Source organism: Kocuria aegyptia (assembly GCF_039530085.1).
Classification (GTDB): Bacteria; Actinomycetota; Actinomycetes; order Actinomycetales; family Micrococcaceae; genus Kocuria; species Kocuria aegyptia.
In genome coordinates this window covers 120,101-133,083 of the sequence record NZ_BAAAOA010000014.1, presented here as the reverse complement: position 1 = coordinate 133,083, position 12,983 = coordinate 120,101, and the positions used below count along the sequence as shown (strand labels likewise).

At 71.8% G+C, this 12,983-nt stretch carries 13 protein-coding genes; 4 read left to right on the top strand and 9 right to left on the bottom strand.

Going from position 1 to position 12,983, the window contains the following annotated elements; translation table 11 throughout:
* Positions 1–159: 159 nt before the first annotated feature.
* On the bottom strand, positions 160–618 hold the full coding sequence (locus ABD220_RS06075) for a MarR family winged helix-turn-helix transcriptional regulator (protein WP_344120739.1): 459 nt from the start codon (positions 616–618) through the stop codon (positions 160–162).
* A 182-nt stretch (positions 619–800) separates the two neighbouring features.
* Between ABD220_RS06075 and ABD220_RS06070 the strand changes: the two genes are divergently transcribed.
* The 4 genes from ABD220_RS06070 to ABD220_RS06055 all read left to right on the top strand — a co-directional run bounded on the left by ABD220_RS06070 (position 801) and on the right by ABD220_RS06055 (position 4,419).
* A complete protein-coding gene (locus tag ABD220_RS06070; protein WP_344120737.1) occupies positions 801–1,772 on the top strand; it encodes an SDR family oxidoreductase in 972 nt (323 codons plus the stop codon).
* 58 nt (positions 1,773–1,830) lie between these two features.
* Complete coding sequence (locus ABD220_RS06065) at positions 1,831–2,676, top strand: amidohydrolase family protein (protein WP_344120836.1); 846 nt, start codon at positions 1,831–1,833, stop codon at positions 2,674–2,676.
* On the top strand, positions 2,673–3,869 hold the full coding sequence (locus tag ABD220_RS06060; RefSeq protein WP_425552515.1) for an acyl-CoA dehydrogenase family protein: 1,197 nt from the start codon (positions 2,673–2,675) through the stop codon (positions 3,867–3,869). Before ABD220_RS06065 ends, ABD220_RS06060 begins: the two co-directional genes overlap by 4 nt.
* A 73-nt stretch (positions 3,870–3,942) precedes the next feature.
* Positions 3,943–4,419 carry a MaoC family dehydratase gene (locus tag ABD220_RS06055; protein WP_344120735.1) on the top strand — a complete coding sequence of 159 codons (477 nt, stop codon included), beginning with the start codon at positions 3,943–3,945 and terminating at the stop codon, positions 4,417–4,419.
* Between the two features lie 79 nt (positions 4,420–4,498).
* Here ABD220_RS06055 and ABD220_RS06050 read toward each other — a convergent pair whose 3' ends face one another.
* The 8 genes from ABD220_RS06050 to ABD220_RS06015 form a co-directional block, all read right to left on the bottom strand.
* Positions 4,499–5,680, bottom strand: a complete 1,182-nt coding sequence (locus ABD220_RS06050; protein ID WP_344120733.1) for an NAD(P)-dependent malic enzyme — start codon at positions 5,678–5,680, stop codon at positions 4,499–4,501.
* Positions 5,681–6,005: 325 nt separating this feature from the next.
* Entirely contained in the window at positions 6,006–6,626 is a 621-nt protein-coding gene (locus ABD220_RS06045) for a superoxide dismutase (RefSeq protein ID WP_298589224.1), read from the bottom strand.
* Between the two features lie 118 nt (positions 6,627–6,744).
* Positions 6,745–7,275, bottom strand: a complete 531-nt coding sequence (locus ABD220_RS06040) for an SRPBCC family protein (RefSeq protein WP_344120729.1) — start codon at positions 7,273–7,275, stop codon at positions 6,745–6,747.
* Positions 7,276–7,693: 418 nt separating this feature from the next.
* Positions 7,694–9,013 carry an MFS transporter gene (locus ABD220_RS06035; protein ID WP_344120728.1) on the bottom strand — a complete coding sequence of 440 codons (1,320 nt, stop codon included), beginning with the start codon at positions 9,011–9,013 and terminating at the stop codon, positions 7,694–7,696.
* Positions 9,010–9,396 (bottom strand): DMT family transporter, encoded by a 387-nt coding sequence (locus ABD220_RS06030; protein WP_344120725.1) that lies wholly within the window; start codon positions 9,394–9,396, stop codon positions 9,010–9,012. Before ABD220_RS06030 ends, ABD220_RS06035 begins: the two co-directional genes overlap by 4 nt.
* A complete protein-coding gene (locus ABD220_RS06025) occupies positions 9,386–9,703 on the bottom strand; it encodes a DMT family transporter (protein WP_344120723.1) in 318 nt (105 codons plus the stop codon). Before ABD220_RS06025 ends, ABD220_RS06030 begins: the two co-directional genes overlap by 11 nt.
* A 4-nt stretch (positions 9,704–9,707) precedes the next feature.
* On the bottom strand, positions 9,708–11,666 hold the full coding sequence (locus ABD220_RS06020) for an amylosucrase (protein ID WP_425552514.1): 1,959 nt from the start codon (positions 11,664–11,666) through the stop codon (positions 9,708–9,710).
* A 369-nt stretch (positions 11,667–12,035) separates the two neighbouring features.
* Positions 12,036–12,974: an ABC transporter substrate-binding protein gene (locus ABD220_RS06015; protein ID WP_344120721.1), complete on the bottom strand. Its 939-nt coding sequence runs from the start codon at positions 12,972–12,974 to the stop codon at positions 12,036–12,038.
* Positions 12,975–12,983 lie beyond the last annotated feature (9 nt).

Below are 12,983 nucleotides of genomic sequence, written 5' to 3'. Positions count from 1 at the left end.
AGCTGGATCACATTGTCCAGACCCGCGGCGGAGCTCGTCGCCCTGGCGACCCACGAGCACCGACCCGGGCCCGGGGCCGCCGCACGCACCGCGGCCCCGGACGATCGCAGGCCCCCCGACGGATCAGGGGGGCCTGCGGGCGTCCGGGAGCTCCTGAGGTCAGAAGGCCACCTTCTTCAGCAGCCGGGACAGCTGCTCCCGCTCCGCCGGGGAGAGCGGGGACAGCGACTCCGCGGTGGAGCTCTCCACCAAGGCACGGGCCTGGGCGTACAGCTCCCGGCCGGCCGCGGTGGGCGCGATGATCTTGGAGCGGCGGTCCCGCGGGTCGGTCCTGCGCTCCACCGCGCCGCGCCGCTCCAGGTCGTCGAGGATGGCCACGATCTGACTGGGGTCCAGCACCAGGAACTGGCTGAGCTCGCGCTGGGTCAGCTGCTCCTCGCCGCAGGCCAGGGCCAGGACGGAGTAGTGGCGCACCTTCAGCTCCAGCTGCGCCAGTTTCCTGTTGGCCGCCGCGGAGCCCATCGAGGCGGTGCGGGCCATCAGGAAGATCGGCTCCGTCGTCAGCTGCGCCCCGAGGAACCGCTCGAGACCGGCGGACGGGTCGGTAGGCGTGGTCATAGCGTCTCTCCTGGGGCCGGGGACCCCAGTCTACGGAGTCCGTGGTGCCAGCATAGATGGAACTTCTTAACCATTGACATTATCAACGATTGACGGTGGAATAAGACCGAACCCGGAGCAGGAACGGGCGCCAACCGGCCGCCGGACCTCGAGCGACGATCCGTCAGTGAAGGAGCCACTCCATGGCACAGGACAGCACCGCATCCCCGAGCACCGCACCCCTCGCCGGCAAGGTCGCCGTCGTCACCGGCTCCGGCCAGGGCCTGGGCCTCGCCTACGCCCAGGAGCTCGCCCGCCAGGGCGCGGCCGTGGTGATCAACGACGTCGACCAGGAGATCGCCGACCGCGCCGTCGCCGCCATCGCGGCCGCCGGCGGGCAGGCCGTCGCCGTCGTCGCCCCGGTGGGCTCCACCGAGACCGCGACCGCGCTCGTGCAGGGCGCCGTCGAGGCCTTCGGCCGCCTCGACGTCCTGGTGACCAACGCCGGGGTGCTGCGCGACAAGTCCCTGCTGAAGATGACCGACGAGGACTTCGACCTCGTCATCCAGGTCCACCTGCGCGGCACCTTCACCTGCGCCCGCGAGGCCTACCGGTACTTCAAGGACAACGGCGTGGCCGGGCGGATCATCACCATCGGCTCCCCCACCGGCCAGTACGGCAACTTCGGCCAGACCAACTACGCCGCGGCGAAGGCCGGGATCGTGGGCATGGTCCGCACCTGGGCCCTGGAGATGAAGAAGGCCGGAGTCACTGCCAACGCGGTCATCCCCGTGGCCGCCACCGCCATGACCGAGACCATTCCTTTCTTCCGCTCGGCCGTCGAGGCCGACCGCCGCGGCGAGCCCATGCCGGAGTTCTTCCGCAAGGACCTCGGCTTCGGCAACGCCGCCGACGTCGCCGGCCTGATCGCCTACCTCGCCTCCGACGACGCCGCGGGCATCACCGGTCAGGCCATCGGCGCCGGCGGCGACCGCCTCCAGGTCTTCAGCCACCCCCGTCCGGTGGTCACCGAGTACCGCGACGGCGGCTGGACCTTCGAGGCCCTGCGCGAGCAGCTCCCCGCGATCCTCGAGGGCAACCTCCAGCCGGTCGGCGAGACCCTGCCCCCGCTGCCGGAGGAGCTCCGGCCCGAGTCCGCGACCCAGCAGTCCTAGGGGGACCCCGGTGCGCTACGAATACGGTCCGGATCTGGCGTCCCTGGACGCCATCGACATGCACGTGCACATCGAGTGCTCCGACCACGGACACCCCTCCCTGCCCGCGGCGCTGACCGAGGCCTCGGCCAAGTACTTCGGGGCCGAGGACCGCTCCCCGTCCCTGGACACCATTGCCGAGCGCTACCGCGAGTGGAACATGGCCGCCGTCGTCTTCACCGTGGATGCGACCACGGCCCTGGGCCACGAGCCGAACTCCGTCGAGGAGATCGCCGAGGGCGCGGCCCGCAACAACGACGTGCTGATCCCCTTCGGCTCCGTGGACCCGCTCCAGGGGCAGAAGGCGGTGGAACGGGCTCGCAGGCTCGTCGACGAACACGGCGTCAAGGGCTTCAAGTTCCACCCGTCCCTGCAGGGCTTCGACCCCTCGGACGAGCGGTTCTACCCGCTCTACGAGGCGATCCAGGCCATGCGCGTGCCGGCCCTGTTCCACACCGGCCAGAACGGCATGGGCGCCGGGCTGCCCGGCGGGGGCGGGATCAAGCTGGCCTACTCCAATCCGCTGCTGCTGGACGCGGTGGCCGCGGACTTCCCGGAGCTCCAGGTGATCATGGCCCATCCCTCGGTGCCGTGGCAGGAGGAGGCCAACTCGATCGCCACCCACAAGGCCAACGTGTGGATCGACCTCTCCGGCTGGTCGCCCAAGTACTTCCCGGAGTCCCTGGTCAAGGCCTCCAACCGGATGCTCCAGGACAAGGTGCTCTTCGGCACCGACTATCCGCTGATCACCCCGCAGAAGTGGCTCGGCGCCTTCGAGCAGCAGTCCTTCACCGACGAGGTCCGCCCCAAGATCCTCAAGCACAACGCCGTGCGCCTGCTCGGCCTGGACGGGGCACGGCCGTGAGCACCCCGCCGGACACCGGGCGCCTCTACCCCGGCTGCGACCCGTACGGGATCGAGGGGAGGCTGACCGAGGCCGAGAAGGCCCCGCTGCGCCGGCTGCGGCGGGTGCTCGAGGAGGAGGTGCGGCCGCTGCTGGCCGAGTACTGGGAGGCCGGGGAGTTCCCGTACCAGATCGTCGACTCCCTGCAGTCCCTGGACCTCATGGCCCCGCCCGAGCTCACCGCCGACGGGGGACAGCCCCGGTCCCTGTACCACGGGTTCCGGATCTTCGAGCTGGCCCGCACCGACGCCTCGATCGCGACGTTCTACACCGCCCAGGCCGGGCTGTTCCGCACGGCCTGCCGTGTGGGCGGCACCCCCGAGCAGTTCGCGCAGTGGGATCCGTTGATCACGTCCTTCGAGATGACCGGGGTGTTCTGCCTGACCGAGCCCGAGCACGGCTCCGACATCGCCGGCGGGCTGGCCACCACAGCCCGGCGCGAGGGCGGCGAGTGGGTGATCACCGGCGCCAAGCGCTGGATCGGCGGCGCCTTCACCGCGGACCACCTGGCCGTCTTCGCCCGCGACGAGGCCGACGGGCAGGTCAAGGGCTTCCTCGTGGACCGGCAGGCCCCCGGGGTGCGGCTGGAGAAGATCACCGGCAAGACCTCCCTGCGGATGATGCAGAACGCCGACATCCACCTCGACGCGGCGCGGGTGCCCGAGTCGATGCGGCTCGGGAACGTGAACTCGTTCAAGGACGTCGCCGCGATGCTGCGCGCCATGCGCTCCGACGTCGCCTGGATCGCCACCGGCGTCCAGGCCGGCGCCTACGAGGCCGCACTGGCCTACGTGCGGGAGCGCGAGCAGTTCGGCCGCCCGGTCGGCGGCTTCCAGCTCGTCCAGGAGAAGCTCGCCCGCATGCTCGGCAACCTCACCGCGTCCCTGACCATGGTCGCCGGCCTCGCCGAGCGGCAGCAGGAGGGCGTCTACCGGGACGAGGACTCGGCCCTGGCCAAGATGTGGATCAGTCTGCACATGCGCGAGACCGTGGCGCTGGCCCGCGAGCTGGTCGGCGGAAACGGCATCACCCTGGCCCACGACGTCGCCCGCTTCCACGCCGACGCCGAGGCCGTCTACTCCTACGAGGGCACCCACGAGATCAACGCGCTCGTGGTCGGCCGGTCGATCACCGGCCGCAGCGCGTTCGTCTGAGCCGCCCGCCCGGGGCCATCCGCACCACCACCGACACCGCAGACACCACGAACACCACCACGGAGGACACGCCATGACCGAAGCCCAGACCCAGCCCCAGACCGTCGTCGCCTTCGACGAGGTCAAGAGCCTGATCGGCAAGAGCCTCGGGCACTCCGCCTGGCGGGAGATCACCCAGGACCAGGTGAACACGTTCGCCGACGCCACCGACGACCACCAGTGGATCCACGTGGATCCCGAGCGCGCCGCGGAGGGTCCGTTCGGCGCCCCGATCGCCCACGGCTTCCTGACCCTGTCCCTGCTCATCCCGATGTGGTCCGAACTCTTCGACGTCACCGGTGTGCGGACCAAGGTCAACTACGGTCTCGACAAGGTCCGCTTCACCTCTCCCGTCAAGGTCGGCTCGCGGATCCGCATGACCGTGACCATCACCGACGTGCAGGAGGTCAAGGGCAACGGCCTGCACCTGGTCGCCGACGGCATCATCGAGATCGAGGGCGAGGAGCGGCCCGCCGTGGTCGCGACCTTCCTCAACCGCTTCTACGCCTGAGCACACCGGCTCCTGACCTGCGACGGCCCGGGTGACCACGGATGTCCGTGGTCGCCCGGGCCGTCGCGGGCCGGCAGGATCAGACGGTCGCCTCGGCCCGCGCGCAGGCCGCCACGGCCTCCGCCACGGCCGGGGCGACACGGGGGTCCAGGGCGGAGGGCACGATGTGGTCCGGGCGCAGACCGTCCGCGGCGGCGATCGCCGCGATCGCCTGCGCGGCCGCCAGCTTCATGACCGGGGTGATCCGCCGCGCGCCCGCGTCCAGGGCGCCGCGAAAGATGCCGGGGAAGGCCAGCACGTTGTTGATCTGGTTCGGGAAATCACTGCGCCCGGTGGCCACCACGGAGGCGTACTTCGCCGCGACGTCGGGCATGATCTCCGGGTCCGGGTTGGCCAGGGCGAACACGATCGCCTCGGGGGCCAGCTCGGTGAGGTGCTCCTCGGGAACCGTCCCGCCCGAGACCCCCACGAACACGTCGGCGCCCTCGAGGGCGTCCTTGGGCCCGCCGATCAGCCCGCGGGGATTGGTGCGCGCCGCGTAGCCGGCCTTGATCGAGTTGAGGTCGTCGCGCTCCCGCGAGACGATGCCGCGGGAGTCCATCAGCACCACGTCGGCGATGCCCTGGGCCAGCAGGATCTCGGTGATCGCGATCCCGGCCGCACCGGCGCCCGCGATGACGACCTTGAGCCCGGCCAGGTCCTTGCCCACCACCTGGGCGGCGTTGAGCAGGGCGGCCAGCACGACCACGGCGGTGCCGTGCTGGTCGTCGTGCATCACCGGGACGTCCAGCTCCTCGATCAGCCTCGCCTCGATCTCGAAGCAGCGCGGGGCGGAGATGTCCTCGAGGTTGACCGCCCCGAAGGACGGGCGCAGCAGCTTCACGGTGCGCACGATCTCCTCGACGTCCTGGGTGGCCAGCACGATCGGGATGGAGTCGAGGTCGGCGAAGGTCTTGAACAGGGCCGCCTTGCCCTCCATCACCGGCAGGGAGGCGGCGGGTCCGATGTCCCCGAGCCCCAGCACGGCCGAGCCGTCGGAGACCACGGCCACCAGCCGGCCGGCCCAGGTGTGGGTGTTGGCCAGAACCGGATCGGCGGCCACGGCCCGGGAGACCTCGGCCACCCCGGGGGTGTAGGCGATGGACAGGTCCCGGCGGGTGACCAGCGGGGACCTCGAGACCATGGAGAGCTTCCCGCCCTCGTGGGAGCGGAAGATCTCCTCGTGCGAAATGGGGGCGGACTGCTGGTTCTCGTCGCTCATGCCGGGTCCTCGTGCTCTCGTCGTCGAGTGCGAACAGGGTCCCGGCCATTGTGCCCCACGGGCGGAGACCCCGGTCCGGGTGACGCCCCGGGACTCCGCGGCGCTCCGGGCCCGGACGGCGCAGAGCCCCGGACCACCCTGCACCCTCGGATCACCCTGCACCCCTGGACGGCCCAGCACGCCCGGACCGCACAGAGCTCCCGGACAGTCCAGCACCCCCGGACAGTCCAGCACCCCCGGACCGCACAGAGCCCCCGGGCCGCGCGGTCCGGGGGCTCTGCTCGCGGGGTCGCACGCGCTCGGCGCCGACGGTGCGGGGTGGGAATCAGATGATGGACCGGCCCCCGGTGCGCGCCTTCTCGAAGCGCTCCTGGACGTCGGCCCAGTTCACGATGTTCCAGAAAGCCTTGACGTAGTCGGCCTTGACGTTCTGGTAGTCGAGGTAGAACGCGTGCTCCCACATGTCCAGCTGCAGCAGCGGGATGGTGGCGACCGGCACGCCGTTCTGCTGGTCGTACATCTGCTCGATGACCAGGTTGCCCCCGACGGGCTCGTAGGCCAGGATCGCCCAGCCGGAGCCCTGGATCGTGGTGGCCGCGGCGGTGAAGTGGTCGCGGAAGGCGTCGAAGGACCCGAAGTGGTCCTCGATCGCCGCGGCGAGCTCACCGGTGGGCTTGTCGCCGCCCTCCGGGGAGAGGTTCTGCCAGAACACCGAGTGGTTCACGTGGCCACCGAGGTTGAACTGCAGGTCCTTGGACAGCTTGGCCGCGGCGGCGCCGTCACCGTTCGCGCGGGCCTCGGCCATCTTCTCCAGAGCGGTGTTGGCCCCGGCCACATAGGTGGCGTGGTGCTTGTCGTGGTGCAGCTCCATGATCTTCGCGGAGATGTGGGGCTCGAGCGCCGCGTAGTCGTAGGGGAGATCGGGAAGGGTGTACTTCTCGGCCATAGGAGAATCCTTTCGATTGCTGTCGTGTGGTTCCACCCTCATCCCGTGCGCGAGCAGGGGTCAAGGAGGTTCCGCCACCAGCGTACGGTGCGCCGGTGGGCCCACCGGGCAGGGGAGCTCAGAAGAAGTCGGGCGGGCTCTCGAGCGGGCAGCGGGGCGGGTCCGGGGTCAGCTGGGACGGGACCGTGAACTCGTAGTCGCCCGTCTCGATCATCTGCTTGAGCGCCTCGAGGGCGTGCCGGGCGCTCCGGCGGGCAGCCGGTTCGAGCAGGTGCCAGAGCCAGGCCTTGGACTCGGTGAACCGCCCGTCCACGAGCTTCTCGATCCGGGTCCCGCCCTCCACCTGCTCCCAGGTGATGGTCACCAGCAGATCCACCAGCCCCTTGGTGGTGCGCATTCCCAGGCGCCGACCCGGGACGTGGTCGGAGACGATGTTCACGAAGTCGAAGCGGAGAGGGCCCACTCGGACCGTGGACTCGATCGAGGTGCCGAGCTGCAGCACGGCCGTGCTGACCCGGTAGTTCCGTTCCGGAATGGGGTTCCAGCGGCGCAGGCACCCGGGGTCGAGCAAGACGCGCTCCACCAGCGGCGGATCCGCCGCGACCACGGTGGTGTCCACCAGCCGGAACGTCGTGCTGCCCTTCGGCATGGCGCCCTCCGCTCCCCGGTCCGGTTCGCGCCCGGGGTGGACGGACGGCGCGCACGGACGGGAGCATTTCGCATGCGCACACAACTACTCTACTGACCGGTTGCCGCGACGCCCGCCCCGCTGGGTGCACAGGCCGTGGAGAAAGTTGTCCACAGGTGTGGAGGAGTCTGGGCACATGGTGAGCACCGATGCGTCCTGTGCGGGGCGGGCGGCGCCGTGGCTGGTCAGCGGGCGGTCGGCGAGGCCGGCAGGACCGTAATTCCACGGATGGAAGTTATCCACGGTGTGGACAACTCCTGTGGAGAAGCTGTTGAGAAGGCCGTGCCGGGACGTCACGCAGCGTCGTACAGGGCCTCGGGGGTCCCCCCACCCGGGGGACGGCACCACCCGGGAGCACCCCCGAACAGGGGACGACGTGTTACCCGCGCACGCGCACGAGGACGGCGAGCCCTCCGCAGGCCAGGTAGCAGACGAGCACCACGGCCCAGCCCACCGCGAAGGAGCCCGTGAGCTGGAGCAGGCCGCCCAGGACCAGCGGACCGGCGCAGAACCCCGCGTACAGTCCCATGGTGACCACGCCGGTGGAGGCCCCCACCCGGTCGGCGGGCACGGCGCGCATCGCCCCGGACATCACCACCACGCTCACCGCGAGCGCCGCGCCGCCGTGCAGGACGGCCGCCGGCCACACCGCCCCTGCGAGCCCGGGATGCAGCGGCGCCAGGATCAGCAGCCCGGCGCTCGCGGCCGCCCCCAGGGCCATCCCGGCCAGCAGGACGAAGCCGTCCGCGCCCGGCCGGTCCATCACCCGAGCCCACAGCACCCGGGAGGCGATGCCCACGAGCGCGGAGACGGACACGGTGGCCCCGGCGGCGACGACGTCCAGGCCCAGCTCCCGGTGGGCGTAGAGCGGCAGGTAGACGTTCGCGGCCTGCGCCCCCAGCCCGGTCAGCGCCGCGGCCGCGGCGTACGCGCGCACGACACGGGGCATCGGCGGCCGTGCGGCGGCGCGTGCCGTCCGGGACGGGAGCGCCTGCGCCCTCCGGGACCGGCGGCGGGTACCGCGCCGGAGGCCCGCCCGGGACCGGGACAGCAGCATCGTCCAGGACGGGGGCCCGGTCCGGGGCACGGTTCGGGGCACGGTCCGGGGCGAGCGCCCCGCCGGGGCGCCGGGGTGGTTGCCCGGGACCGTCCACCAGCCGTGCACGAGCAGGAGCAGCACCGCGCCCACGGCCACCAGGACGGCCGTGCGCCAGCCGAGCAGCAGGCCGAGCGCGGGGAAGCTCAGACCCGCCACGAGCTGCGAGGCCTGCACGCCGGCCTGCTTGATCCCGAGCCAGCTCGCGCGCCGCGCGGCGGGCACGTGCAGGCGGATGAGCCGGTTGGTCGCGGGATTGGCCATGACCTGGCCGAGCCCCGAGAGCACCATGGCCGTCAGCAGCACGGCGTAGCCCGGCGCCGCGGCGGTGAGCAGCATCGCCAGCGCGGCCCCGCCGAACATCACGACCAGCAGGGTGCGGGCGCTCAGCCGGTCCGCCCAGCGGCCCGTGCGCACCGCGGTCAGGGCCGCCACGAAGAAGGTGGTGGTGGCGAGCAGCCCGAACTGCGCCTCGGTGAGCCCCAGGTCCGCGATGACGAGGGGGCTCATCGCCGAGAGGCTGTGGGTCAGCAGCGGGCCCACCGCCATCGTGGCGGTGAGCACGAGCATGAGGTGGGCACCCGGTCTGCGGTCCCCGGTCACCGGTCCTTCCCCGGGGAGGACCGGTCGGCGGCGTGCAGCCCGGCGACGCACGCGATGATCCCCGCGAGGAAGAGGGCCTTCGCCCACGAGACGGGCTCCTGCCCCGTTCCGGCCGCCCACACGACCGTGAGCACGGCGCCGATGCCGGTCCACACGGCGTAGGCGGTGCCCATCGGCACCACCCGGGCGGCACGCGCCAGGGTGAGCATGCTCAGCACCAGGGCCACGGCGAAGAGCAGGCCCGGGCCCGGCCGCGAGAAGCCCTCGGACGCGCCCAGCGCGGTGGCCCAGACGGCCTCCAGGACCCCGCTGATCACCAGCAGCGCCCAGGCGCGGCCGCGCCGGTCCCGGACCGCCCGCGCCGCCCCGGCCTCAGCCGACAACCTTGAGCCCGATCACGCAGCCGACGATGCCGAGCACCAGGAGGATCCTCAGGAGTGTTGCGGGCTCGCGGCCGGTGAGCATGGACCAGGCCACGGTCAGGGCCGCGCCGATGCCCACCCAGACGGCGTACGCCGTGCCCGTGGGGAGCTCGGCCATGGCGTAGGCGAGCCCGGCCAGGCTCACGGCGGCCGTCACCACGAACACCGCGGCCGGCACGGGCCGGCGCAGACCGTCCGAGGCCGCGAGCGCGGATGCCCACACCGCCTCGAGGACGCCCGAGAGGACCAGCACCGTCCAGGCACCCACGGGGTCAGCGCTTCGGGACCGCACGGATCCAGAGGAATCCGTGGGCGTCGAGCAGCAGGCCGTGGCGCAGGTCGAGCTCGGTGTTGCCGTGCAGCTCGACGGCCTGGGGCAGGAACCCCGAGAGGGTCTCCCCCGTGACGAACTGGGACCAGTCGGAGAAGTTGGCCAGGCACAGCACCACCGTGTTGACGCCGGGGCGCTGGTAGCCCAGCACGTGGGGGTTGCGCGCGTCGAACGGGACGAGCGTGTTGCCGTCGAACTCCGGGGAGTTGCGGCGCAGCTCGACCATCCTGCGGATGCCCCCGAAGATCCGGCCCTGCACGGAGAAGAGCTCGTGGCGGCGCTCGTAGTCCTGGACGGGCCGCGGCGGGCGGTGCACCCACCGGGCGTCACCGGCGTGGTCGGGGTCCTCGTCCCAGGAGGGGTCGTTGAGCTGGCCGACCTCGTCCCCCAGGTACAGCAAGGGGATGCCGCCGGTGCTCATCGCCAGGGAGTGCGCGAGCAGGACGCGGTCCACCGCGGGCCCCGGGTCCTCGGCGAGACCGAGCAGCGACGCCGTGGTCCCGCACACACGGCAGTCCCCCGTGCGCGGGTTCTCCTGGAACGGGACGCCGTCCGCGAAGCTGCCGGGGTGGCGGCCGGTGTAGAAGGCGTTGAGGAAGCGGCGGTGGTCGTGGCCGTTGATGCCCAGCCGGGCCGCGTCCTCGTCCGAGAACGTCCAGCCGATGTCGTCGTGGCCGCGCACGTAGTCCACCCACGCCGTGCCGGGCGGGAGGGCGTGGCGCTCCTCGAGGGCCTGCGCCAGCAGCCTCGGCTCGCGGGTGGCCATCGCCTCCCAGGTCAGAGCCATCTGGAGCGGGTTGTAGGAGAGCTGGCACTGTCCGGGCTCGATGTACCGGGCGACCTCGTCCGGGTGGACGATCGCCTCGGACTTGAACAGCACCGCCGGGGCGGCGATCCGGCACATCGCGTTGTACGCGCGCAGCAGCACGTGGGCCTGGGGCAGCGACTCGCACGTGGTGCCCAGCTGCTTCCAGATGAACGCGACGGCGTCCATGCGCAGCACCTCGACGCCCTTGGCGGCGAGGAAGAGCAGCTCCGCGGCCATGGCCCGGAAGACGGCGGGATTGGTGTAGTTGAGATCCCACTGGAAGGAGTAGAAGGTGCTCCACACCCACCGGGGGTCCTCCTCGGTGGCGCGGATCGGTGTGAAGGAGCCGGGGTGGTCGTCCGGGAAGATCTCCCGCGTGGTGCGCTCGAACTGCTCCGGGACGGTGCGGTCCGGGAAGATCCAGTAGTAGTCCTCGTACTCCTGCTCCCCCGCGGCGGCTCGGCGCGCCCACTCGTGCTCGTTGGAGGTGTGGTTGAAGACGAAGTCGAGGACCAGGCTGATCCCGTTCCGGCGCAGCTCCCGGCTCAGCTCGGCGAGCTCCTCCATGGTCCCCAGCCGGGGATCCACGCGGCGGTACGACGACACCGCGTAGCCGCCGTCCGAGTTGCCCTCCGGCGCCTCGAACAGGGGCATGAGATGGAGGTAGGTGAGGCCCAGTTCCCGGAAATAGGGGATCTGCGCCCGGATGCCCTGCAGGTCGCCCGCGTACCGGTCCACGTAGCAGACCCCGCCGAGCATCTGCCGCGCGCCGAACCACGTGGGGTCCTGCTCGCGCCGCGCGTCCAGGGCCTTGAGGTCGTCGGGACGCTCGGCCCAGGAGCGCGCCAGCTGCAGCCCGAGCTCGCCGAGCTGCTCGAGGAAGTCCTCGCGGTGACCGTAGATCTCGGCGAAGAGCAGCGTCAGCCGGGGGAAGTGCTCGTCGAACCGGCGGTCGAAGTCCGCCCATCCGCTGCCCGGCAGGTCCGCCGGGCGACGTTCCTGCACCTTCTGGCGTACGCACGCGGTGATCACGCGTGCCTGGTTCTCCGGGGACAGGCCCGGGATGCCGGGCGTACTGGTGGTGGTGGGCACACTGCTCCTTCGGTCGTCCACCCCGGGGCGGGGCGGTCTCCGAACTCGAGATCCTCCTTGACGACGAGCCCTCGGATGGTCAGGGACGTGCTTCCGCCGGCCGGCGGGAGCGGTCCGCCCCTCAGCATACTGATGCGCCCCCGGCTTTTCAGCCGATGCCCCGGGCGTTCCTCCACATCCCTGTGCACAGAGTTGTCCACAGGTGTGGACGGGGCCTGGGGACACCGCGGAGAAAGGCCCGCCGCCGCCCTCCAGGAGCGGGCCGGCCGGCCTGCCGATCCCGGGGAGAGACCTGCGCGCGTGTGGAGAACCCTGTGCAGGGCGGGCGCCGCGCCCCGGGAGCACGGACCCCGGGACGCGGCACCGGGCTCAGTACCCGTTGGCGGAGAGCCACTCCTGTGCGGCGTCGGCCGGGCTGACCTGGTCCTCGCCGCTGACCTGGCGGTTCAGCTCGACGAGGTCCTCCGTGCTGAGCTTGCCGGACAGCTCGTTCAGGGCGTCCACCGCCTCCTGGGGCAGCCGGTCCCCCGCGGCCAGCGGCAGGACCTGCTGGGCGATGAAGTTGTTCTCCGGGTCCTCCAGCACCACGAGGTCGTTCTCGGCGATCGCCGGGGTGGTCGTGAAGATGTCGGCGACGTCCACGTCGCCGTCGAGGAGGGCCTGGACGGTGAGCGGGCCGCCGCCGTCGTTGATCGGTTCGAAGGATTCGGGCACGCAGCCGTACTTCTCCTCCAGGCCGTCGAGGCCGTAGGCGCGCTCGGCGAACTCGGGCGGACCCGCGATCACCAGCTCCCCGCACACCTCCGCCAGGTCCGCGATGCTCGTGAGCCCGTACTGCTCCGCGGTCCCGGAGGTGACCACCATGGCGTCCTTGTTCTCCGCCTCGGAGGCCTCCAGCACGGTCAGGCCCTCGGGAAGCGCGTCCGGCAGGGCCGCCATGATCTCCTCGGCCGAGCTCGCCGTCGCCTCCGGGTCCACGAAGAGCAGGAGGTTGCCGGAGTAGTCCGGGACCACGTCCACGGACCCGTCCTGGACGGCGCCCACGTAGGCCTCGCGAGCCCCGATGCCCAGGGACGTCTCCGTCTCGACCCCGGCGGACTCGAGCGCCCCGGCGTAGAGCTCGGCCACGATCTGGCTCTCCGGGAAGTCGGCGGAGCCCACGGTCACGGTCTCCGAGGACGCGCTCGCGGACCCGTCCGTCTCGGCCAGGGGATCACCGCCGCCTCCGCAGCCGGTCAGGCCCAGCAGCAGGGCGGCGCCCAGGGCGGGCGCGGCGGCGCGGCGGTGGAGCGGAGGAGCGGTGGTCATGGTGGTTCT